General features: G+C 46.8%; 28 protein-coding genes. 7 read left to right on the forward strand and 21 right to left on the reverse strand.

The features are described 5' to 3' along the window. Positions 1-27 precede the first annotated feature (27 nt). Positions 28-552, forward strand: coding sequence for a GNAT family N-acetyltransferase (locus V4U84_RS08370; protein ID WP_334073579.1), 525 nt, complete (start codon positions 28-30; stop codon positions 550-552). A gap of 452 nt (positions 553-1,004) precedes the next feature. On the opposite strand, the gene V4U84_RS08375 is transcribed toward V4U84_RS08370, so the two are convergent. Both V4U84_RS08375 and V4U84_RS08380 read right to left on the reverse strand, forming a co-directional pair. Beyond that, complete coding sequence (locus V4U84_RS08375; RefSeq protein WP_334073578.1) at positions 1,005-1,559, reverse strand: SUKH-4 family immunity protein; 555 nt, start codon at positions 1,557-1,559, stop codon at positions 1,005-1,007. A 49-nt stretch (positions 1,560-1,608) separates the two neighbouring features. Next, positions 1,609-1,734, reverse strand: coding sequence for a hypothetical protein (locus tag V4U84_RS08380; RefSeq protein ID WP_334073577.1), 126 nt, complete (start codon positions 1,732-1,734; stop codon positions 1,609-1,611). Between the two features lie 103 nt (positions 1,735-1,837). On the opposite strand from V4U84_RS08380, the gene V4U84_RS08385 reads away from it, so the two are divergent. From V4U84_RS08385 to V4U84_RS08395, 3 genes are all read left to right on the forward strand, one after another. Next, complete coding sequence (locus V4U84_RS08385) at positions 1,838-2,740, forward strand: copper amine oxidase N-terminal domain-containing protein (RefSeq protein WP_334073576.1); 903 nt, start codon at positions 1,838-1,840, stop codon at positions 2,738-2,740. Between the two features lie 229 nt (positions 2,741-2,969). Further along, positions 2,970-3,173, forward strand: coding sequence for a helix-turn-helix transcriptional regulator (locus V4U84_RS08390; RefSeq protein ID WP_334073575.1), 204 nt, complete (start codon positions 2,970-2,972; stop codon positions 3,171-3,173). Further along, positions 3,170-3,586, forward strand: coding sequence for a DUF2178 domain-containing protein (locus V4U84_RS08395; RefSeq protein ID WP_334073574.1), 417 nt, complete (start codon positions 3,170-3,172; stop codon positions 3,584-3,586). The genes V4U84_RS08390 and V4U84_RS08395 overlap by 4 nt, the downstream gene beginning before the upstream one ends. A 125-nt stretch (positions 3,587-3,711) precedes the next feature. Here the strand turns inward: V4U84_RS08395 and V4U84_RS08400 are convergent, their stop codons facing one another. The 10 genes from V4U84_RS08400 to V4U84_RS08445 form a co-directional block, all read right to left on the reverse strand. Further along, a complete protein-coding gene (locus tag V4U84_RS08400) occupies positions 3,712-6,528 on the reverse strand; it encodes an alpha-amylase family glycosyl hydrolase (protein ID WP_334073573.1) in 2,817 nt (938 codons plus the stop codon). 393 nt (positions 6,529-6,921) lie between these two features. Beyond that, positions 6,922-7,965, reverse strand: a complete 1,044-nt coding sequence (locus V4U84_RS08405; RefSeq protein ID WP_334073572.1) for a LacI family DNA-binding transcriptional regulator — start codon at positions 7,963-7,965, stop codon at positions 6,922-6,924. A gap of 135 nt (positions 7,966-8,100) precedes the next feature. Beyond that, complete coding sequence (locus tag V4U84_RS08410; protein ID WP_334073571.1) at positions 8,101-8,604, reverse strand: hypothetical protein; 504 nt, start codon at positions 8,602-8,604, stop codon at positions 8,101-8,103. 273 nt (positions 8,605-8,877) lie between these two features. After that, entirely contained in the window at positions 8,878-9,324 is a 447-nt protein-coding gene (locus V4U84_RS08415) for a DUF6630 family protein (RefSeq protein WP_334073570.1), read from the reverse strand. 37 nt (positions 9,325-9,361) lie between these two features. Next, positions 9,362-10,342, reverse strand: a complete 981-nt coding sequence (locus V4U84_RS08420; protein ID WP_334073569.1) for a hypothetical protein — start codon at positions 10,340-10,342, stop codon at positions 9,362-9,364. Between the two features lie 121 nt (positions 10,343-10,463). Beyond that, complete coding sequence (locus tag V4U84_RS08425; protein ID WP_334073568.1) at positions 10,464-10,790, reverse strand: DUF6572 domain-containing protein; 327 nt, start codon at positions 10,788-10,790, stop codon at positions 10,464-10,466. Positions 10,791-10,909: 119 nt separating this feature from the next. After that, a complete protein-coding gene (locus V4U84_RS08430) occupies positions 10,910-11,362 on the reverse strand; it encodes an SUKH-3 domain-containing protein (RefSeq protein WP_334073567.1) in 453 nt (150 codons plus the stop codon). 133 nt (positions 11,363-11,495) lie between these two features. Then, positions 11,496-12,104 carry a hypothetical protein gene (locus V4U84_RS08435; RefSeq protein ID WP_334077024.1) on the reverse strand — a complete coding sequence of 203 codons (609 nt, stop codon included), beginning with the start codon at positions 12,102-12,104 and terminating at the stop codon, positions 11,496-11,498. A 4-nt stretch (positions 12,105-12,108) separates the two neighbouring features. Beyond that, complete coding sequence (locus tag V4U84_RS08440; protein ID WP_334073565.1) at positions 12,109-12,378, reverse strand: hypothetical protein; 270 nt, start codon at positions 12,376-12,378, stop codon at positions 12,109-12,111. Further along, positions 12,375-12,857, reverse strand: coding sequence for an SUKH-3 domain-containing protein (locus V4U84_RS08445; protein WP_334073564.1), 483 nt, complete (start codon positions 12,855-12,857; stop codon positions 12,375-12,377). Before V4U84_RS08445 ends, V4U84_RS08440 begins: the two co-directional genes overlap by 4 nt. A 105-nt stretch (positions 12,858-12,962) precedes the next feature. Between V4U84_RS08445 and nfi the strand changes: the two genes are divergently transcribed. Further along, positions 12,963-13,646, forward strand: a complete 684-nt coding sequence (gene nfi / locus V4U84_RS08450) for a deoxyribonuclease V (RefSeq protein ID WP_334073563.1) — start codon at positions 12,963-12,965, stop codon at positions 13,644-13,646. A 27-nt stretch (positions 13,647-13,673) separates the two neighbouring features. Here nfi and V4U84_RS08455 read toward each other — a convergent pair whose 3' ends face one another. The 5 genes from V4U84_RS08455 to V4U84_RS08475 are packed head-to-tail and all read right to left on the reverse strand — an operon-like array spanning position 13,674 to position 15,952. Continuing rightward, the gene (locus tag V4U84_RS08455; RefSeq protein ID WP_334073562.1) at positions 13,674-14,006 is read right to left on the reverse strand and encodes an MmcQ/YjbR family DNA-binding protein; all 333 of its coding nucleotides are present in this window, start codon (positions 14,004-14,006) and stop codon (positions 13,674-13,676) included. A gap of 27 nt (positions 14,007-14,033) precedes the next feature. Beyond that, entirely contained in the window at positions 14,034-14,468 is a 435-nt protein-coding gene (locus V4U84_RS08460) for an SUKH-3 domain-containing protein (RefSeq protein WP_334073561.1), read from the reverse strand. A 27-nt stretch (positions 14,469-14,495) separates the two neighbouring features. Further along, entirely contained in the window at positions 14,496-14,933 is a 438-nt protein-coding gene (locus tag V4U84_RS08465; RefSeq protein WP_334073560.1) for an ATP-binding protein, read from the reverse strand. A gap of 2 nt (positions 14,934-14,935) precedes the next feature. Further along, positions 14,936-15,673 (reverse strand): tRNA(His) guanylyltransferase Thg1 family protein, encoded by a 738-nt coding sequence (locus V4U84_RS08470; RefSeq protein WP_334073559.1) that lies wholly within the window; start codon positions 15,671-15,673, stop codon positions 14,936-14,938. Positions 15,674-15,697: 24 nt separating this feature from the next. Beyond that, the gene (locus V4U84_RS08475) at positions 15,698-15,952 is read right to left on the reverse strand and encodes a DUF7660 family protein (RefSeq protein ID WP_334073558.1); all 255 of its coding nucleotides are present in this window, start codon (positions 15,950-15,952) and stop codon (positions 15,698-15,700) included. Positions 15,953-16,601: 649 nt separating this feature from the next. Here V4U84_RS08475 and V4U84_RS08480 point away from each other — a divergent pair. After that, complete coding sequence (locus V4U84_RS08480; protein WP_334073557.1) at positions 16,602-17,624, forward strand: DcrB/PsbP domain-containing protein; 1,023 nt, start codon at positions 16,602-16,604, stop codon at positions 17,622-17,624. A 61-nt stretch (positions 17,625-17,685) separates the two neighbouring features. On the opposite strand, the gene V4U84_RS08485 is transcribed toward V4U84_RS08480, so the two are convergent. Beyond that, complete coding sequence (locus tag V4U84_RS08485) at positions 17,686-18,009, reverse strand: hypothetical protein (protein WP_334073556.1); 324 nt, start codon at positions 18,007-18,009, stop codon at positions 17,686-17,688. A 75-nt stretch (positions 18,010-18,084) separates the two neighbouring features. Here V4U84_RS08485 and V4U84_RS08490 point away from each other — a divergent pair, with 75 nt between their 5' ends. Then, positions 18,085-18,756, forward strand: coding sequence for a hypothetical protein (locus V4U84_RS08490; protein WP_334073555.1), 672 nt, complete (start codon positions 18,085-18,087; stop codon positions 18,754-18,756). A gap of 84 nt (positions 18,757-18,840) precedes the next feature. On the opposite strand, the gene V4U84_RS08495 is transcribed toward V4U84_RS08490, so the two are convergent. From V4U84_RS08495 to V4U84_RS08505, 3 genes are all read right to left on the reverse strand, one after another. Then, complete coding sequence (locus tag V4U84_RS08495; protein ID WP_334073554.1) at positions 18,841-20,241, reverse strand: M56 family metallopeptidase; 1,401 nt, start codon at positions 20,239-20,241, stop codon at positions 18,841-18,843. Between the two features lie 25 nt (positions 20,242-20,266). Continuing rightward, positions 20,267-20,620, reverse strand: a complete 354-nt coding sequence (locus tag V4U84_RS08500; protein WP_276508727.1) for a BlaI/MecI/CopY family transcriptional regulator — start codon at positions 20,618-20,620, stop codon at positions 20,267-20,269. 220 nt (positions 20,621-20,840) lie between these two features. Then, complete coding sequence (locus V4U84_RS08505) at positions 20,841-21,392, reverse strand: hypothetical protein (RefSeq protein WP_334073553.1); 552 nt, start codon at positions 21,390-21,392, stop codon at positions 20,841-20,843. Positions 21,393-21,411: the final 19 nt, after the last annotated feature.

Here is a 21,411-nt window from a genome sequence, read left to right on the forward strand (position 1 = left end):
CAAAGTAGAAAGGGAAGTTTGTTAACGATGAAGCATGACGTATTTGATCAAATTTTCGCCATCATGGAGGCTTCTTTTCCGGAAAGCGAACGAAGAACCTATGCCGGACAACAGGAATTGCTGGCCGACCCGCACTATCGGCTGATCACGGAAACGAATGACCATAACCGGGTCATTGCCTTCATGGCCATATGGGAATTTCCGTCGTTTCGCTTTGTGGAACATATTGCCGTGGATTCAGCCATCAGGGGAGGCGGCTTAGGCAAAAAGTTAATGACCGCCTATATCGGGGAATCATTCAAACCGATTCTTTTGGAGGTGGAGCCTCCCGACACGGAGCTGGCGGGGCGGAGGATCGGCTTTTACGAACGTTTGGGATTTCATCTCAATCCTTTTGAATATGTGCAGCCTCCGCTTCAGGAAGGACAGCCCGATTTGCCGCTCAAGATCATGAGCTACCCCGAACCGCTAGCAGAGGCGGCGTTTAATTTATATAAAGATGTCTTATATGAAAAGGTGTATAAACTGGCGAAGCGGGCGTTTCGGAGTTAGGCAAAAGGGCATCTAGTGTCCCATCAGACATCCAAATCCGTATTAAGCCCACGGACTATCAAGGTGCCGAGCTCACTTCCAACTCCAAAAGATGCAAATCTGCAGGTATTTTGACCGATCCACGAGGGTATGCGAAAAAAGATGCAAATCTGCAGGTATTTCTAGCGGTTTTAGAGAAACGAGCCTATTTCGTCGAAAATTCCTGCAGGAATTGCAGGAATTTTGAAATTTTTGTTCCGAACAGGAAAAAAACCTGCAGATATGCAGGAATTCTATGTTAATCAAGGATTGTCTGACGGGGCACTAGTCGAAACGACTCCGATTCAACCGGGCGGCCCAGCGAAGCGTACGCAGGGCCAAATCTCGCGGGATGGCGAACGAACCCGCCCCATGTTGTTGCATTCTCGCTCTAAATTCATAACTAATTTGACCATCCAGAGATTTACTTCCTCTCACTTCGTAAAGTCCGCAATTTCTTCTCCCCAAAATGTCCCCTCCGTTAAAGACAGTGGATCCACCTGACGAAGACGGTCGGAAACCCAATCCAGGCATTCTTTGGGGGCATTTTTGTCAAGGTAGGCGCCCCTTCCATTGATGGTATTTATTTTATTGATAAATTCCACATACACCAATAGCGATTCCGCGAGCTGCGGAATAGAGCTATTTATAAATACTCTGGCATTCTCGTTATCCCCATCTATAAAAACAACCTCGCCATTGGATTCATCGATACAAACCGGGGAGCCGCTCCCCGTAAATCCCAGATAGATGTACCGCTCGTACGCCTCGCCCAATAGGTCATTATATTGGGTTAACCGGACTCCCCCTCCCTCAGCCGTTGATTCGAACGTGAGAAATGGCGGAGCCGATTCGGGCAAACCGGCTTGAAGCAGAAAATTCCTGGTCTCCTTAGGTAAAAAGAACGGCTGCAAACTCGATTCGTCATATTGAACCAAACCGTAAATCTCACTGTTCCACTTGTCCAAAAATGCTTGCGGTGAAATCATCTGTCTCTCTCCATTCATAAATTGAATTCATTGCCCCTCCAATCACGGGCTAAAAGCCGTGCTCAAAATCTATCTTATAAAGATCTATCCAATTCACATTGATCTCTTTCAAGAACTCATCATCGGGGTTCATCATCGTTTCACCGGTAGGCCCATGATAGGTTACCAAGCTCATTCCTTTCCCTCCCTAATTGGTGTGTCATTTTCCGCGACAAAGTTCGTTTTTCTTACGTCTAAGAAATAGTATACTAAATATTCCAATAAGGAGCGTACGAATAATGAAAAGGTTGCGGGTGGTTTTATGCCTCCTGGCGGTGGTTGCTGCTTGTTCCATGGGCCATACGTCTGGGGCGGCTGGTGAGATCAGCTTGAATGTGAACGGGGAGAAGCTCGCTGAGTTTAAGCCTGTGATTGTGGACGGTTCCACTTTTGTCCCTATACGGGCGGTTTCCCTGCTCCCTGTTTTTAAACTGGACTGGGATAAGAAAACGAAAACCGTAAGCGTAACGAATACCTCCTCCAAGGAGGTCCTCAAATTAACGTTAAATAAGAACTTGGCCTACAAAGGAAACCATAAGCTAAAAATAGATGCTCCACCTCGTAACATCCATGGATCGATTTATGTTCCTTTAAGGTTTATCGGCGAATCGCTCGATGCTCATGTGGCATGGGATACGGAAACCCGCACCGCTATGATTTACAGTTTCCCCGAGAATCCGGACCTGGAAAGCCCGGACCTGGTTACCGCCCGGCAAGCCGCATTGGGACTGCCAAAGGTTTGTTTACGCGAATCTCTGGGTTACACGAATGATGTTCGGGTCACGAAGTATTATTTTCCCTATGGGCAAGCTCGGAAGTTCTTTATTCAAAAAGGGGAGTATATCGGATATTTCGAAGTGAGAGAGGGTGCCGCTTGGCAAACTTGGGAGGGAAAAATCACCTCTAAGAAAAAACAGGAACCCGATGCCATCCCTGGTCTCGTGCCTGCGATCAGCAAGGAGTGGGGAAAGCGTCCGGATTATAAAGGGGCTTATGTTTATTATTCTCATTGGTGGATGGGAGGAACCGTCAATTATGGCATTATTGAAGAAGACGGACCCACAAAGGAAACGGGAAGCATCGATAACATCTTCGACAGGGTAAAAATAACTCCCATTGATGGAGAGAAGCGCATAGACTAGAGGGCATCCTCTCAACTTATAAACCTGCCACGACAATGGAACGTGGCAGGTTTTGATTTGCACCAAATATTCTGCACCTGAATGAAAAAACACAAGAATCATCGGACTTATGAAACAGGCTGGGGGAGGGGAGGCACCTTATGGAAAGCTTGCTTGACATTAATTCAGAGCGATGCTATCTTCAATGTAAAGCAAACTTTCCATCCAGGAATTTTCCAGAGGTGATTGCGTGAAAAATAAACTGGAAGAAATACGTAAACAGCGTGGAATTAGGCAAGAGGAACTCGCTGAAGTACTCAAGGTATCGCGGCAGACGATCGGCTCGCTGGAGAACGGGAGGTATAATCCGTCGATCATGCTGGCCTTCAAAATCGCCCGTTACTTTGGGATGAGCATAGAGGATATCTTCATTTACGAGGAGGAGCCATCATGAAAAGAAACACATCGGTTTATATAGCCGCGCTGATCACGGGTATTTTTTGCATCGCGGCCAGCTTCTTTTTCAAAGGCGAGGAAGTGAAAACCATCTCCGGGGTACTGATTGGAGTTGGGGCGGGGTTGGTCGGGATGAGCGTAGCTCAACTCTATATGAAACGGGTTGAATTTAACCATCCCGAACTTGCAAAGCAGACTGAAATCGAACTCAAAGACGAGCGGAACACGATGATTCGCCATCGGGCCAAAGCGAAAGCCGGCGACATCACCCAGTGGCTCATTATGGGCATTGCTTACTTGTCGATCATCATTTCGGCTCCCTTATGGGTCACACTGGCGATTGTGGCCGTTTTTCTGGCCCATACCGTAATCGGTCTTTATTATATGAACAAGTATCAGAAGGAAATGTGAGCCGTAAGGAACGATACCTTGCTTTTGCCAAACAAAGAGCGGGAACCGCCAGAACGGAAGAAGCCCCGTACCAGCACTACGGTACAGGACTTCCTCCATAAGCGGATTTATGAGAGTCCGATCGCTTAGCGGTCCTTCCAGCGCTGTACGGTAGCTGTAACCGTATCTCCGCTGCCGGCGGTGGTCTTCGTGCGGTTGCCGATGTCGCTGCCGTTGCTGTTCACTTCGACGGAAGCCCAGCTTCCGCGGGTGAACTTGTACAAAAGCGTCGTGCCTGCCGCCAAATCAAGCTTGATTGTGTAGGTTCCATCCGCTTGACGAGTGAGCTGATAGGCCGGGTCCGCCGGATTCCACCCGTTGAAATCCCCGGCGAGATATACCGTGTCGCTTTCCGTGGTGTCGGACGGGACATTTACCGTAAAGGTCAGGCTGTCCGACTGCGGTTCGCCTTCGGCAATATTGCCGTTCACCAGCGTCCAAGTGCCTGTGGAGAAACGATAATTTTTGCCGTTATTGTTGTCCCATGTTCCGCTGCCGTTATTGAAGGCGGCCGTTATTCCCGTCGCCGTTCCCACCGGCAGATCAATCGAATAGTAGCCAGGCTGAGCCGCCGGTGTCATCGCCACGCCCGGTACCGTCGTCCATTCGTCCTGCCCATCTATTTTGTAGTGAATATAGGGGGTTGCGAACGATGTTTTGTAATAGATGGTTACGGTACTCCCTTCCGGTGTCGTCACTGTGGCGGAGTTGCTCGACCCGGATACATTCCCCGCTGCATCCTTGGCCTTTACGGTATAAGCGTACGTCGTATTCGGCTGCAGATTCGTGTCCTGATAGGAGGTTGTGTTTACCGTAGTCAATAAAACATCATCCCTATAAACCTCATACCCGGTTACCCCTACATTATCGGTGGACGCGTTCCAACTGATCTGAGCTCCATTGGAACCAGCCAAAACTGCCGTTACCTGACCGGGGACAGACGGCGCCTCCGTATCCGGAACTCCGCCAGGCGTCGTTATTTTCGCCGCATTGCTTAATGTGGATGCATTTCCGGCGGCATCTTTCGCTTTGACGGTGTAGGAATAAGTCGTGTTCGGCTGCAATCCCGTATCGTTGTATGAGGTTCCCGTTACCGATGCGATCTTGACCCCATTCCGATAAACCTCATACGCCGTAACCCCTACATTATCCGTCGAGGCGGTCCAACTGACATCCGCTCCCGTATTTCCGTTCAACACGGCCGTCACATTCCCCGGAACGGTCGGCGCTTCCGTATCCCCAGCCGCCTTCTTCGCCGCGTAGATTTTGTTGGAATTGCCGTTGACGGTGATGGTGATTTGCTTGCCGCCGACTCCTCCCGCTTGAACCGTGATCGTCTCTGAAGGATTCATCAGATTCGTTAATGTTGTTCCGACGGCCAGTGCGCTTTCCGCACGAAGCGGAATGGTCTGGGTAATCGAATTCCCCGAGTTGTTGAAAGCGGCGATGACTTCCTCACCCTTATGGGTACCGGAATCGATCTTCCGCGAGAAGGCATAGAGATTCGCAGCCGACCACATTTCCCTTTGTTTGCCGGTGCGGAGCGCCGGATAATCCTGACGAAGCTTATTCAGCTTGGCTACAAATTGGTACGTGTCCGTATTCGGATTAAAATAATCGGTGATCACGTTCCCGTTGTTGTCGCGCTTCACCATGGACCAGCGGTTCCACGTATCGGCAATACCGCCCGTGATGATGGAACCATTGCCGTTGCCCTTGTTCTGCTCCGTCCCCTGGAATACGACCGGTACACCGCGCACCGTGAAAATAAAAGTCAGCGCATTCTGCAGCTTCTGCACATTCCCTCCGACTTCCGTCAAGAAGCGGTTGCGGTCATGGTTGTCGATGAACGTAACCATATGATTCTCTTGGCCTTTGTACAGGTGATCCTGCGCCAATGTCGGCTTGATGGTGGTGTCGAAGGACTGGCCGTAAGCAAAACTGCTCAGGATCTGGAAGAACAGCGGAAAATCCAGCATCCCCCATTCGCCGTTGCTGCCTACCCAACGGGATACAAACTCCGTGTTTCCGTCAAAATTTTCGCCAAAGGAATTCACGCCGACATATTGCTCCAATTCGCGGATCACCGAAGGCTTGATCAGCTTGGCGGCATCCACGCGCATCCCGTCCGCTCCCGTATAGTCGAACCAGTCTTTAATCGACTTGAAAATGGCGTTCTTGGCGGCCGCATTGTCGTGGTCGATATCATCCAGGCCCGCCAGGTCATGATTTTCAATATAATCCTGGGCCCACTGGGTATAGTTGCCGTCCACCAAAGACCAGTCGATATCGCCGTTGTGGTGATACCAGGAAGGGTTGTTGAAGGGTGCGGCCGGCTCCAAACCGGGAATATCATAGTAATTATTTTTTCCGAACATGTAGTCGCCGATATGATTGGGAACAACGTCGATAATGACTTTAATCCCGAGATCATGGGCGCTATCGACCAGCTCTTTCAGCTTTTCCTTTGTGCCGAAATAAGGATTGGCCTTGTTGGGATCCTTCACGTTAAAACCATGATAGGCCGTGTTCCGTCCCGTCCCGTTGTTGTCGCGGCTCGTCACCTGCGGCTCGGCTACGGGCGAAATCCAAATGGCGGTATAGCCCATGCCCTTAATATATGGCAGCTTGTCGATCACACCCTGCCAGTCGCCGCCCTTCATGTAGCGGAAATCTTCTTCCGAATTTTCCCCGTAGCGAATCTTCGCCCCGGTCGCATTATTTGACTTGTCGCCATCGTGGAAACGGTCGACCATAATTTGATAGACGGTGTCGTTCTCGTCAAAACCGAGTCTCGCGGCTTCGGCTTTCCCGGCAGGCCCCGTAATCCCCCATAACAACGATACAGCTATGGCAAATGCTGCAATAAGGCTTGTTCCTTTTCTTATAGTCTTGAACTTCAACTACTATCCCTCCCAATTCGAATAGAATCGTCATTTTAGAATGAGGAAGCCCAATGAACCATTTGTCACATTTAATTGATAACGCTTACAATATAGTTATGTTTAACTCTTCCCTCCTCCCATAGGAATAATATCGTGCTTTAAAATCAACATTTTCTTTGCAACCAAACTGGAATTATCATGTGAGATTGCCAATTTCGCGTTTCCAATTGGAGGAACCGGTTTCCTAAAATAAAAATAGCATCTGTTTGTTCGGGGGTCAATCTAAATTTTCATATTTTTCAATATTTTGAAAAATGAGCTTTCCGGCCGGTGCGGCTTTTCCGTTTCGGTCCAATTTTCGATATAAAAATAAGCCCTTCGAACCATTCAGGCTCGTCGAGCTTCTTTTAATCATAACGCGCTTCCGGATTTTACGCTCGACTCTCTAACGATCAATTGAGGCTCGATCCAGGTCTGGCGGTTCTCCGCCTCCTCATCCGGCATCGTTTCCTCATCCTGAATAAGGTCCATCAGCAGTTCGGCCGCTTTCGTGCCGAGTCCGAAGGTATCTGTATGAAGACTTGTTAAAGTCGGGGAGGTATAAGGCGCTAAGGGTTCGTTGTCAAAAGTGACTATGCCCATCTCATCGGGAACGGAAATTCCCCGGTCCCTCAGGCACCGCAGAGCGCCAAAAGCAACGTAATTGTTCATGCATATGACCGCATCCGGAACAATGGGGAGCCTGAGCATTTTCTCCGCTGCGGCGTATCCGCTCTCTTCGGCACCACCTTCAGGAAAACTCCATAAAGGATTGACCCCGTAGCCCTGCCGGCGCAGCGCCTCGGAGTAACCGGAGAACCGCTGCGAGAATAAGTACTCCTTCTTCCGGCCGCCGATGAAGGCGATACGACGGTAGCCCTCCGCAAGCAAATGCTCCGTTATTTTTACCGCGCCCAACCGGTTATCGATGTCCACGCAAGGGAACTTAAGCGCCTCGCCCCAGGCGCCGAGCACCACAAAAGGGGATTTCGCCTTCAGCAAGTCGTCAGCAGCTTGTTTCTCCAGGATCGAAGTATCGATAATAAGTCCGTCCGCTTTCTGGCTTAACGCGTACCGATGGAGAAAGTCCCGGCTGTCCCCCTGCGGTACGTTGCAGATCGTCAAATCGTATCCCTTCGAGCCGACCACGCTCTCGATCCCGCCGATAATGTTATAGAAAAATTGATTTAAAAAATCGTTCCGGCGCGAAAGATCGATCATCACCGCCACATTGTTGCATTTCCGTTTAGCCAAGCCGGTTGCCATGCTGCTGGGGATATAATTCATCTCCCTCATAATGGCCCGGATACGCTCTTTCGTAGCGAGCGGGATGCTGGGCGAATCGTTCAGCACCTTTGAAACGGTCGATTTCGCTACGTTTGCGGCTTTGGCGATATCGTTTATGGTTACTTTCACAGGAATGCATACCCCTTTAGCCTTTATAAATAACGGCCTGTTCTGGCCAATCGCTACTTCTAAATTAAATTAAAAAGGCTGCATGTCGCAACCTATTCCGAAAATTTTAATTAAGCACGTTGAGCAAGCGATGGATCAATACGGCAGCCCCCTCGTCCAAGAATCCAATTCACGGATAAGCATGACCCATCCATCTTCAAGATCAACGGGTACGAGATCGAGATACTTTTTACCGAACGCATAGCCCATGAGAAAATGATCAAAGCTGCCGAAACATTTCCCCGGCGAGTCTACAGGTATGTCCCTGAAGAACATGCATACCTTTCCATCGGTTTTGTTGATGACCAGAGGCTCATACAGAATGAGTCCTATGAAGAGCCACGTTTCCGTTCCTCCGGCCAAGGTCTCTACATAAAACTGATTGCGGGAAAGCTCACGAGAAGGAAAAAGATCGATCTCCCCAAAGGACGCCCCGTCACATTCCTGCAAGAATTGAGTATATTCCGCCAAGCCCCCGTGCTTGTCCTCAATCTCTGGATGGGGATTCCCTTCATGAATCTGGCCGATGAGTATGCTGTCCGGATGAGATGCGAGTTGTTCTTTTAACTTATTTATATTTCTTTTTAGGCTTTCATTCATCTTTAGTCTCCTCGTTCAATAACATTAACGGGAAAACCTCCCGGTAATTTATCGCTCTTGGCCCTTGGAGCCGATTTAGCTGGAAAATTTCCAGCTATTTCGGGGCTCAACCGCCTATATTCGCAATTTCAGGAAAATTAGCGGGAGGTATTCCAGGTATTTTGTCTCTGCTGCAGCTTTGGCACCTCATTAGCGGGAGGAAATCCCGTTAATGTGCGACTGGGCTCAGGGCAAACAGGCGAAATCCATCCTATCATGTACTTTAGACAGATGTTATTCATAGTACTGAATGAATCGGGCTTCGAGCGGCAGCCATTCGTCGTCTTCGATCTCGACTTCCAACAACTTGGGCTTATGCTCCAGCTTGGCAATAAACAGGGCGTAAAAGTCGCCGTCGGTGGGATAGGAGAATAAGCCGTATCCTTTTGGCGAAATGAGCTGGTTGACTTCTTTGATCTTTTCCGGGACGTACTCATATTCAAATTTCCCCAGTTCCTCAAGCTCCTCCTCGGATGCCAAATCAAGGTGATGGGCAAATTCATAATCCAGAATAAAATTCACAATTTCTTGATCCTCTTCCCCGCGATGGTCGAGATAAAGGAATTGCTTCGTTTGAAACCCGTAATCCACCAGATCGGTGTAGTCGTACAGGATATCCGGGTTGCTTAATAGCTCCTGATTCCCTTCAAAAATCAGCGGGATAATGGCTCGTTCTGACATATTCATGTCCTCCTTGGAAATAATGTAGGATTTAAAATTATGACGTTTGAAACAGCTCCCCATGTTGGTTCGGAATATATTCGGCGTAATGCCGGCGGTAAAAATCGTCGATCACACACAGCAGGGGGTCCCACTCCGGGTAAGGCTCGGGACTTGCAAACTCCATTTTGGCTTCAGGGGTACTCATTAAAAAATCGTCACTATGCGCGGGAAGCGGCAGGCCTCGCTTGGTTCTGATATGCCTGAGGAATAAAATTTCATAAGGATAGAAACCGTATCGATAATCGCCAAATTCGTGGAACTTCCCGACCTCAGAAGCCTGTATCGCATGGAATAATGCCATGCTGTTGATCAACTGCGCTATCTCTGCCGGGTCAGACGACAACCACCGATCCAGTGCCTGCCGGTACATCCCCAGATCATCCGGGATCGAGCCATGCGGCAGCCCCGCTTCTTTCAACTGTTGCCACACAGCGATATGTACGTTCTGGTCGGTTCCCGCGACGGTCTTGTTCCTATACTGTAAGTACAACTCCAGCAAAAACCAGATGTGTTTGTTCTCCTCGTTACCGTCCAACATGTTGCCGCCCAAGCGGGTTACTATGAAATCAAAGAGAATATCTTCTTCCTTCTCCCACCCAAACATCGCAAAATGAATTAAGGCTACGATAACTCCACGAAAAGTGTAATTCTTTATCATTTTGGGATACCTGACTTTATAAAGATCCTGCGCCATACACTGATAGAAGACGACCACCTGCATCTGCTTCAGGCCGTCCAGCCGGTTTCCTCCGGTAATCAGCACGTCGCTTTTCCATTGGGATAAGTAATAGGAGGCGATGGAATTCAAATCAATCAGTAAAATATGATCTTTTTCCGTTTGGTTCGAATCGACGATTTCAATCACTTCTTTGTGATTCTCTTGATATCGTCTTTGAACTGTCTCAAACTTAATTCCATCTACGAAGTTTTTGCTGTATCTTCTGAACGACATGTTGAGCTTCTTGGGGTTAAGCAAGTTGTTCCTCCTCCGTGACCATCATGCCAATAATCAGGGAATCCATCCAGTATAATCTGCTCCAATTCTACAAGATTCTGCAAAACCCGTTCAGAGCCCGTCGGAGCTTGATAGACTAACACTACAGATCAACCCCAACCCGATACTCCATCCGCAAATCAGCCGTACTTTTTCTAAACACATCGATGAGCTTCAGAGCATTTTCGGTAGGAGCATATTTGAATTTCAGCTCAAAAATAAATCCGTCTACGGACTTCGCGTCCGGATATACCGCGTAAATCTGCCCGCCTTCAATAAATGAAAGGTAAGCATTCATTTTGTCCTGCAGCAGAGTTAAATGCTGAAGCTCGTCGCTCCAATCCAGGTGGTCCGCCAGCAGTAACGCTATTTTATTTTCCGTGTTGCTCTTACCGATCCCGTCTACTTGGTTTGTGTCCAATATTGACATATGTATTCTCCTTTGTCCTCCACCATCACAAAAGGAAGCTGCCTGGAGCTTTTCAACAACTCGACCAGGCTTCTTTCTGTGAGAGAAATAATTTAATGCACCTCTGATTTTTGCTATCCCTATTCCTGATGAATTAATTTAAACTCTTGGCATTCACACAAGTTACTTATGGCTTCATCTATATTGTCGCCAAACTTCCAAATATAGTAGTCGTCATGTGCGCCGTATACTTTTCCCGAATCGGACATAAATAATAACGCGTTCTCTCGGTAGACCGAACCAATGACTATCAAGTACTCTCCAATTAGAACGTCGTATCTTTTAAAGTGGACTTTTGTAACCCCTTCGCGAAATTGGCTTTCCGGAATAATAATAAAATTCTCACCCTCTCCCCCATCCAAGAATTCGCACACTAATCCCCCAAACCGCTCTAAAGCCTCCTTAACCGGAGTACTTACTTGAAAATCCCGACTTTCTAAAAAAGAGAGGGTTGCACTCACATCCACTTTTCGCTCGGGGTGCCATCCGGCTTTAGTCAATATTCCTAAGGTTCGCTCCGAAAATCTATTCACGTTGCCTCCTTCAAGGTCCTTCCAACTGCAAAAAGATGCAAATCTGCAGGTATTTAAGCCGATCCCCGAGGGAATGAAAAGAAAGATGCAAATCTGCAGGAATTCTATGTTATCCAGGTTGTCTGATGGGGCACTACTCCGATATCTCGCTCCTGACCGCTATTCTTCCAGAGCCAAAATGCTCGCGAAAAAAGCGGGGATCGAACAATTTTCCGGGAGAAGTTGTATATGTATGCACTGATTTTGTGGAGCGGGCCTGATTCGTTCTGCTGCTTTTCGTAAAGTCGTAAGGAATTGTTTCCTCGAGGTTAAAGGTTAAGGTGATTCGGGACCTGCTCTCCGCTACAATCATAATAGAGGCGTAGCTATCCTCCAGGAAAGATAGCCTTCCCCCGGATATACATACCACATCTCCTTTCCGAAGGGTGTATGGCCAGCTATGATACCGCCGACGTCCCGTATGAAAGTCACCTTCAACCATTTCAAAATCCGCCCCCTTAACGCCTTCGATCCGCACATGGATGGTTCCAAATACGAACAGCGAATCCTCCTCCGAACGAACTCCGAGGGCTTGCAGTTGATCTTTGAAATCAAAGATATTTATTACGGTGTTCATCAGTTCAAATTCATATGACCCGCTTATATCCCTGGGAAAGTTCAGAAAAATCACCGGCGAAAATTCTCCGGCATCCGCTACAATTCCATCGAACTCTTCGTGGCTTATATCCAGTGTAATAATCATAAGCTCACCCCAATTTCCAACTCCATCTTTTCGATGAACTTCCATGCTCCATTTGCCGCTCCATTGCCTCCAGCAATCTAAAGCGTTCCTGGTCAATCCCCGCATCGTATCCGCATATCTCAAAGTAGCGTTTTTTTAATTTGACGTACCAGTAATATAGGCTGTAATGGATATCTTCCTTGTAATAACGCTGCAGCTCCTCGGCGGAAATATAGTTCTGGATCGTTATTTCATGTAAAATTTGGATCTGTTCTATGCAATCTCTCCAGTTCAAGGAACTTCTTCCGGTTTTCTGAACAGACAAAGCGTATCCAGGGCTTCATAAATGCTGTCTCCGAATTTGTATAAGGAAGCTCCATTCTTCCCAAATACCTTGCCTGATTTCGAGATGAGCAAAATAAAATGACCGCGGTATGCCTCTCCAACGACAATAAGCGGCTCTTTCACGCGCTCCTCAAATTCCTCGAAATCTTCTTTTTCATAATAATCCCCTACAGCCACTTCAGGACTAAAATGAAAGGTTTCCCAACTCCCATCCGGATGCGCAAACTTAATTTCTCTCCCGCCAAAAAGGCTCAATGTCTCAAGCACAGCATCGAATACTTCATAACCCATAGCTTCCAAAAATTTTACGGTCGGAGTTATATCGATACTAGTGTCTGGACTCCAGCCTGCCTGATGAAGCATCTCTTTGGTTTTGATCGATATATTATCCATAAAGTCACTCTTAAAAGCTTCCAGTCGTTGGCTCATCTTGCCTCCTGCAATAAGAGAATTTCAAATCTGTAAAATAAGATATAATAGACTTATGTACATATAGCTGCTGAAACTATTTAAAATACATAAAAGGTGATTACAATGAAATCAAAAATCATGCATCCTTGGGAACTAAACGAAGAAGAAGCTGTCTCCATACAGCGGGAACTAGCCCAAAAGGTCATCCAGCAGGATCAATACCATGACATAACCTATGTGGCCGGTGTGGATGTAGCGTATTCGAAACAAAGCGATGTGTTGATTGCTGCCGTAGTTATTTTGGAGGCGGCTTCATTAAAGCTTGTGGAATCCGTGACCGTAGAAGACCGGGTCCAGTTCCCCTATATTCCCGGACTGTTCTCCTTTAGAGAACTCCCCCCGGTTATAAAGGCTTTCAAGCAAATCAAAACCCCGCCGGACTTGGTAGTTTGTGACGGTCAAGGCATCGCGCATCCCCGCAGATTTGGTCTAGCCAGTCATTTAGGCGTTCTTTTGGATATTCCGACGATCGGTTGCGGAAAAACGAGATTACTCGGAACCTATGATGAACCCGGGGATTCTCGCGGGAGTCATTCCCCTCTCATCGACAACGATGAGGTTGTCGGCCATGTCTTAAGAACGCAAGACCATGTTAAGCCTATATTCGTTTCTATTGGTCATAAAATCTCGTTGAATACCGCTTCAGCGTGGATCTTGAAGCTTTCGCCGCAATACCGCCTGCCCGAAACAACCCGTCAAGCGGATCATCTTGTAAAAATGGCCTTAAACAAGCTTAATCCTTCCTAAGGATCGAGCCTGCTACCAGGCCGCTGTTTATTTCTTTTTAGTCAGGAGGTAGCTTTGTTTGATCATCTCGTGTACTTCTTCCTCCGGAACGTTACCGTCAAGGATGATGGAATTCCAATGGTCCTTATTCAGATGAAAGGCCGGAACCACCGAAGAATAGGCCTGACGCCAGAACTCCAAGGCACCCGGTTCACATTTTACATTGATCCAAATATGGCCGTCCTTTTCAAAGATCCACGCAAATACTTTATTGGTGTACATATGCCGCACTACGGTCCAATTTTTATCACGAAAAGGAGTATCTTCATAGGCAGTTCCCAGACTCAAACAATAATCAATGGCTTCTTGTCTAGTTTTCAAGCAAATCCTCACCTCGCTATCCCATTCTCAAAACATTCCCCACGGCTTAAACCCATGCCCGCTTATCAGGTGATCCCAAGCTTCCATAGCGGAGTCGCCCAACTTCCCGGTACTGCAGTACACCTTTCCGCTCTCCGAAACAAACAGCAACAAGTTATCGCTGTCGATCATCCCCACTGGAACTAATTTCTCTCCCGCATATTTTTCCTCCGATTTGAAACTGCCGTGTCTATAATAGTCCGTGAACCGGATACTTGTATTATGCGTTTCTTCGTTTACCGTATCCTCGATCACCAAATCGCCAAATTCTCTTAAGAAATCCTCGACCGCCGGAAAAACAACATAACCCCGCTGCTCGAGATTTTCTTTCATTTCGGTTATATCGATCTTCCTTCCTTCATACCATCCGGAGTCTCTTAGTATTTTCAGTGTTTCTTTGGTCGGTATATCCCCATTCTTCATGCATCGGCCTCCTTTACGGACTCCGCCCTATGTTAGGCTTTCGATATCAAAGCGATCATCATGCGACCTTACCCGGTACAGTTCATCGAAGCCTTCCTGATAAGAAGGAGGCTGCAGCTTCTTCAAGGTACTTCGGATTCCCACGTCGGCAACCTTTTCCTTCCCTTGCCTCCGCTCGTTTCGCTCCACCGACAACGCATAGTCGGGTTCAAAATAATAACCCACGATCTTAAATTTATACTTTTGCGCCAACTCGATATACTTCTTCCGGTCCTCCATGGTCGGATTTGTGTTATCCACGACAAACGGGAGACTGGTTCGAAGCGAGGCCTCCAGAAACACGCCCTCCCGATGCCTGGACCTTAACATATCGAGGTTGATTCTCATATGGGTTTTAAAGAACTTTTCCTTGTAAAAGGTGGATTTCCCGGAAGCCTGGATCCCGATAAAAATGACGCACTCCATCACTATTCATCCTTCGCCAAATAGACGTATTGGTTGATGTACTCCCGATCCTGGCTAAAAATCGGCGTATGGAGATCCACATCCCACTTACTGCGTATCGCTTCACCTTTGCTGTAGGTTTGTTTTGTGATGCAGGCACCCCGCTTTTGCCAAACGGGCAGGTCATTCCAGTTGATGCCTTTCTCCAGGAACAGCTTGTCCTGAAGTTTTTTTCCGTCCAGTCCCTGTAATGCCTCATGCGGAAAATGAGCCTGGGCCACCATCGAAATGCTGTTTTTGGTCGCGTCCTGCTGTCTCCAGAGAAAATAGTTCGCCACTTCATCATGGGGCAGTACCCAAGCCCGGCTGTCAAAGGTAGCCAGCGGTTTGTCCGGGTAGGCTGGTTTAATCACCTCATTGAACTTGGCGGTAGCCATGGAGGCTGAAACGGAGACGATCTTTTGCAGATTATTTTCGAACCAGGACTGTGTGGTCAGCTTATCGTAATTGGTCAACAGGATGGAAATTTCGTCGCTTTGGTGGTAAACCAGCTTGCAGCCCATGATGTTCTGCGCCAGATATTTGCATGTCTCCCAAAACGCTTGAATTAATAATTCGTCAAACGGCTTCTTCATTTCCCGGGTAAAGGTGTGAAAATGAGAACCGTCGATCCGAATAATCACCGGGAGCCGCTGGGGCAGCGTTTGCCGGAAAATATTCTCGTACCCCTTCATGCGATTGCCAAAGTCGTCTTTTTTCATAACGTCCGCCCTCCTTATTTAAATTTACTCATATCGGCTTCCCGCAAACAACATGGCGGCGAACCGATTCCAGTCGGCATGCTCCGTCTGATCATGGTCCGAGCCAGGGAAAAGTCCGTCCGTATCTTCGACCCAAGACGCCATCCCGTGGAGAAAATCTTCAAGCGAAGTATTTTCCCATTCGTCGGTGTTTTGTTTCAGATCCTTGATCAAGCTATAGACAAAGTTGATAAAATCTTCTTTGTTCCTTACCGCTTCCGAGCTCTCTTGTATGTCCATCGTTAATTCCCCCTATCAGATAAACGCTCGAAAAAAACTCCAGCATCAGGATCTCTGATATTCTCGATTTTGTGGATGGTGGATTAGAGCATCTCTTTCACCTTTCTGTTTGATCGGTAGGGCCTTTATGGTTCCAACCGTATTTTTTCATATTCAATATGTAATCTCTTACCGGTATAAAAAAGATGGGGAAATTAAAGGGAATTCTTCCCGTTAATTTGGTGCGTATGCGGCTGCAGAGGCGAATTAGCTGGAAAACCTCCCGTTAATTCGCCTGAAATTGTGTATATCGGCAATAGGGCCGCGAATTAGATGGAGTTATTCCAGCTAAATCCGATCCAAGAGCCAAGAGCGGTACATTAACGGGAGATTTTCCTGTTAATGTGCAGACTCTGACGGGGGCGCTTTATATCTACAATTGTGGGTGTTGGCAACCTATCTCCGAAACCATTTCATGAACTTTGCCCAACGCCAATTCTTTAGTTCAACCTATTTAATTCCAAACTCGCCTCAGCCTGCGTAGCCACAGACAAATCACCTCTCCCCCTAACCATTGGTAAAAGTATCAAAAATTGATGTATGGATTCCGATTATATTGTAGAGACAACTCCAACAACCAAATATTAGCAACCCAGAAAGGTGGAATGATATGTATTCCAAGTTAATAACCTCACTCGTACTGTTTACCCTTTTGGCAGGCTGCAGTTCTTCTCCGGATTTGACCCGCAACCGGGGCTCATCCGATCTGGCCGCGTCCGGGAAATCTACGGCATCTGCAGCTACGGAACAAAAGATTTCGATCACAAAGGGGAAATATGTAACTGTCCCGGGAACCTCCTTAAGTTTTACTCTTCCAACGGATTTCCAGCCTGCGAGCGGTTTTGTAGGTTATGAGAGTCTGAAACACCAATCCAGTATCCTGATCCTTGAACTTCCCGTGCCCGATGGTTCGCAGGCTATCTCCCATTTAGACGAAATGTACACCGCCGACCGGCTAAAAACCAAAGGGATCGAGCTAGTTTCAAAAGAAACCTTAACGACTTCCCATCAAAATAAGGCTCTCCTCCTCAAATGCAGTATTAATAAGGACGGGATCACTTATACCCAATGGATTTATCTTTTGGAAAGTAACGAGCAGAAGGTGGGGCAAATTCAGGTAAGCGCTCCGGAAAAGCAATTTAAACTCATTGAGGATCAAATCATGGATATGCTATCCACCTTTCAATGGGAAAGTAAATCCCTGGAATCGGATACTTACTATGCACTCGATTTACCGACGGATTGGAAACTGGCGAAACAATTTGGTGTCATGGAACTGTACAGTAAAGGCGGCATGTTTCCCATCCCCGAAGGTGAGCCCTCCCTCGGCGTGACGAACCTGCAACAAACCGTTCCCGTCAAAAAGAGACAGGCGTACATAGAAAAGATGAACTTGAAACGAAATTACTATACCGACCTGGAAGTCATCGATTCCAAGGATGTTGAAATCCATGGATACCCCGCTAATATCTCCTATGTTTCCGGGATCGAAGTAGAGACATCAAAACCGGTGGTCAAGCAGTATTGCTACATATTTCTGGATCAAACCGTTATTTTTATTGAAGCCGATCAAACGAAAGACCTTGAAGAATCGGAATTCGAAAAGATTGCGACCTCCTGGAAATTAAAATAATTCACAAGGCTCATTCCCTCTCCTTCATTTAAGTGGAATGAGCCTCTCATGGGAACAAGGCTCATTCCATTACCGCCAAGACCTCATCCCCTGGCTCTATCTTCGTAAAATCCTCGGAATCATAAATAATAAGTCCAATATTTATACCTCCCCAGATCGAGGTGGAGATATCCATTTTTTTCACTTTAAATCTCAACTCTTCAGTGGCGGTTCTTACTATAATATACTTATCGACAAGATAAGGTATTTTTAAATGGTTTAAGGAAATCTCCGGACCCAATCCCCCTGAGATCAGAGAACCCAGTTTTGTATCAATGATAGCCATCCCGACCCGCATGATGTGTTTATATGCCGAAGGCTTAGAGCGAATATCGTGTTTTTGCATTCCATACCTTCCTTTTCACTTACTTTTCGTGTTACATGAACAAAGAAGGAACATCCAAAATTTGGAGGTTACTAAATGAAGCATCTCAAGTTACCTTTTTCACTAATCCTCATTTTGATTGTACTTGTGTGTGGTCTCGTTGGTTTATCCACGAAGAATCGTAACGCTTCTACCATCACCAATTATACCAAAAATGGGGAAATTGAACTTAAAAAAAGCGACTTCAGCAAAGTTTTTGAAAGCGACGGGCCGGTTTACTTGGGGGACAGATTGTGGGCTAAAGCATTATCCTATGAGGAATTAATTCATCAGATTGCCGCAAATCGGAATGAATCTACAGAGAAGATCAAGAAAATTTTTAGCAAGAGTAAATCATCCGATGAGATTTTTTATGTTCATTTTTATCAACCATTTGAAGTTGGATATACCGGTTGGTACCCACAGATAGATGTTTATGTGAAATGTAAAGGAGCATATAAAGATTTTGTAGGGATCGAGGATCTTCATTTGAGAAGATCCTATAATTCAGGTTCTAAAGCATTTAGCGGGAAAATCCGGGCAAAAATGGAGAGCAGCAAAAGAATCTACTGGGTCATAAATGGCGACTTTTACGATAATGGTACTACCAGGACATCATTTAGCGGAGCGGTTGGTGTGGATAATGACGCTACGCTAAGCTTTTCTATTGAAAGTCAAAAGGATCACTTCGGGTATGTTTATAAAACGGGTTATATGGACAACCGATAAAACGAAATTTTTGATAACTAATACAAAAAGGGATTCGTAGCCGATGGCTATGGATCCCTTTTGTACAATACCGCCCGAGCTGCCTTAATCTACATTTCCAAATTGCAGGCCGCCGTTATTAAGCTCAAATCCATACGTGTTACCCAGAACCTGCAGTTCGCTTTCACTCACTTCAGCTATCTTGCCGATTTTGTTGTCTTTATCCCTGACGACTTGAAAATCGGTTGCTCCGTCCCCGTCAAAATAAAATTTGGTGAATTTTCCTTTGTCTTTGGGATCCTGATCCAGAAACAACCGAACATGTTTGCCATTATACAGATATCTGTCCTTGGCTTTATCGTACGTCAGTCCATAAGCCGTGTAATCCTTTAGCTCCCCATAGTTAAAATCGGATGTTGTATCGCCTTGTTCCGATGAGGCCGAGTAAGCCCCAGAATCAGGTCCGGCGTGGTCGGCACTTTCCGCGGCGTTCATTTCTATCGCGGTTCCTGCGAAACTGCTGCTTTCTTCTCCGCTTGATTGTTCCGCAAATGCGGACACGGCCCCCAACACTAAAATGAGCGAAATAGCCGCTGTCACGATCGTCACTTTTTTCAATTTCATAATGGACACGATCCTTTCCCGGGTCGCATTTTTGCTGAACCCCTGATATAAGGGAGTGTATCTCCCTTTTTGCTCCGCTACCGACAAGAGGCATAACGCATAGTCCGCTTTGTGCTTGGCACCGAGATGGTTGATCACTCTTGCATCGCACACCATCTCCATATCCCGGCCCAGATAGAAGTACATCAGCCAAACCAGCGGATTGAACCAGTGCAGGCACAGAGCGGCAACCGCAGCCATTTTCCATACCGCGTCGAAGTGCCTGATGTGCATGTATTCATGGGTAAGAATATACTCCATTGCGGCCTCGTTGTCCGTATCCAAGGTTTTGGGCAAAATAATCTTCGGCCGCCATATCCCGCAGGTCAGCGGTGTATCAATCCGGTCATAGGTCAAGATGGAGAGCTTCCGCCGCAGGGGGTGTTTTTCCAGCCATGCTTCAATCACAGGGTGATCTCCCCGCAAAGGCAGCGCGGTCCGCAGTTCCCTTAGGCTTTTATAATAAATCACCATTACCGCCATAAGCAGCAGAACAGCGCCAGCAAGCCAAAAGGCTGTAAGATGCTCCGGCTTTGGCCGCCAATCGGAATCCGTCAAGGCCGCACTATCCGCTTTAAGCTTTCCGTTCTGCTCCACGGTATGCCCGGAAGTTTGACCGGGGCCTGGGGACACCACGGCTGAACCTGTATTTGCGTCATAACCGGAATCAAAGAATTCAATCGGCGCAGGCAACTGCGGAAGGATGGGAAGGGATACGGGAACCAGCAGTCTGGCAAGCACGATTCCCCAAAGAACGAGAAAGAGCAATCTGGGTAATCTATGGATAGCCACAGACCGCAGCAGGGCAACAAGAATAATCAGAGCACTCGCTGACAAACTCATCTGGAGAATATCCATCATCGCCGCCTCAGCTTAAGTTTTCCACAATTTTTTTCAATTTGTCGATCTCTTCTTTGCTCAAGTTCTTCTCATTGACAAACGCGGAAAAAAACATCTCCGCCGAGCCATCGAACATTTTGTTAATCAATTCCTTGGTCTCGTGCGACTGCACCTGCTCTTTGGGAATAAGCGCTTCGCAGACAAAACCCGGGTCGGATCGCCGGATGGCTCCTTTATCGATCAGCCTTTTGATCACCGTGTAAGTCGTATTCCTGTTCCAGCCCGTTTCCCGTTTTAAAACAGCCGCCAGTTCACCCGCCGCCAGCATCCCGTCCCTCCATAAAATTTCCATTACTCTTAATTCGGAATCAAACAGTTTAATTTCCGTTCACCTCTTTCCACTCAGAATGACTACTGTTGTAGTCATTTATTATACTACTCCAGTAGTCACCACTTGTCAAATATATCCTTATGTTAGGCGTATAAACAACTTTGTGCCGTGCGCGGGCCAGCGTGTTTCCGTTCCAAAGCCCGGGGAGCCGATTAGAACTGAAAAGCCCGAGCAGCGTTTCATACGCGCCCCGGCTTTTGAAAAATTGCAATTAGCTTGATCCCTTCCTCTTCCTAAGTCCCAATTTGTCTAAAATATCAACCCTCTGAACTTCCAATAGAACAGAATAATCATGATTGGGACAAATAATGGATGGATGCTTTCCTGTATCTGGACCTTGATAGATTAGGATTTCACCGCATGTTGGGCACGGTACTTTTTCACCCTTTAAAACCCTGTTGTCAATATCCTTGAATTCGTCATATTCATGGGGATTCATATCTATTACACGTTTGAATTTCATGATTTCAATCAAGAGCTCCGTATTTACGTTGTCGAGGGAAAGACTTAAAATCTCCTCAAAATCCGACTTCCTTTTTGAATTGTCCAGCCATTCATCTAGTTCGATATCTTTTAACCCTGGAGGCAAATGCTCGAAGTCGTCCCACCATTTATTCATAGCCTGAAGTAACCAACCATATTGTCTAGAGTTCTCCGAAACTTTTCTATCCAATGCGATAAATATGTATTTTAACGCCTCTCCTAACAGGGCATCTTGAATATACTGTGTATTGTCTCGATAACGGATTGCACTTTGGGCCACTTTAAATCGCCTTCTTCAC

The sequence above is a fragment of the Paenibacillus sanfengchensis genome (assembly GCF_036864765.1).
GTDB lineage: Bacteria > Bacillota > Bacilli > Paenibacillales > Paenibacillaceae > Fontibacillus > Fontibacillus sanfengchensis.

Coding starts and splice junctions, on each gene's coding strand:
- V4U84_RS08370 (WP_334073579.1), top strand. CDS start 28: ATGAAGCATGACGTATTTGATCAAATTTTCGCCATCATGGAGGCTTCT.
- V4U84_RS08375 (WP_334073578.1), bottom strand. CDS start 1,559: ATGATTTCACCGCAAGCATTTTTGGACAAGTGGAACAGTGAGATTTAC.
- V4U84_RS08380 (WP_334073577.1), bottom strand. CDS start 1,734: ATGAGCTTGGTAACCTATCATGGGCCTACCGGTGAAACGATGATGAAC.
- V4U84_RS08385 (WP_334073576.1), top strand. CDS start 1,838: ATGAAAAGGTTGCGGGTGGTTTTATGCCTCCTGGCGGTGGTTGCTGCT.
- V4U84_RS08395 (WP_334073574.1), top strand. CDS start 3,170: ATGAAAAGAAACACATCGGTTTATATAGCCGCGCTGATCACGGGTATT.
- V4U84_RS08410 (WP_334073571.1), bottom strand. CDS start 8,604: ATGAATGAAAGCCTAAAAAGAAATATAAATAAGTTAAAAGAACAACTC.
- V4U84_RS08415 (WP_334073570.1), bottom strand. CDS start 9,324: ATGTCAGAACGAGCCATTATCCCGCTGATTTTTGAAGGGAATCAGGAG.
- V4U84_RS08425 (WP_334073568.1), bottom strand. CDS start 10,790: ATGTCAATATTGGACACAAACCAAGTAGACGGGATCGGTAAGAGCAAC.
- V4U84_RS08435 (WP_334077024.1), bottom strand. CDS start 12,104: ATGATTATTACACTGGATATAAGCCACGAAGAGTTCGATGGAATTGTA.
- V4U84_RS08445 (WP_334073564.1), bottom strand. CDS start 12,857: ATGAGCCAACGACTGGAAGCTTTTAAGAGTGACTTTATGGATAATATA.
- nfi (WP_334073563.1), top strand. CDS start 12,963: ATGAAATCAAAAATCATGCATCCTTGGGAACTAAACGAAGAAGAAGCT.
- V4U84_RS08460 (WP_334073561.1), bottom strand. CDS start 14,468: ATGAAGAATGGGGATATACCGACCAAAGAAACACTGAAAATACTAAGA.
- V4U84_RS08465 (WP_334073560.1), bottom strand. CDS start 14,933: ATGGAGTGCGTCATTTTTATCGGGATCCAGGCTTCCGGGAAATCCACC.
- V4U84_RS08470 (WP_334073559.1), bottom strand. CDS start 15,673: ATGAAAAAAGACGACTTTGGCAATCGCATGAAGGGGTACGAGAATATT.
- V4U84_RS08475 (WP_334073558.1), bottom strand. CDS start 15,952: ATGGACATACAAGAGAGCTCGGAAGCGGTAAGGAACAAAGAAGATTTT.
- V4U84_RS08480 (WP_334073557.1), top strand. CDS start 16,602: ATGTATTCCAAGTTAATAACCTCACTCGTACTGTTTACCCTTTTGGCA.
- V4U84_RS08485 (WP_334073556.1), bottom strand. CDS start 18,009: ATGCAAAAACACGATATTCGCTCTAAGCCTTCGGCATATAAACACATC.
- V4U84_RS08490 (WP_334073555.1), top strand. CDS start 18,085: ATGAAGCATCTCAAGTTACCTTTTTCACTAATCCTCATTTTGATTGTA.
- V4U84_RS08495 (WP_334073554.1), bottom strand. CDS start 20,241: ATGAGTTTGTCAGCGAGTGCTCTGATTATTCTTGTTGCCCTGCTGCGG.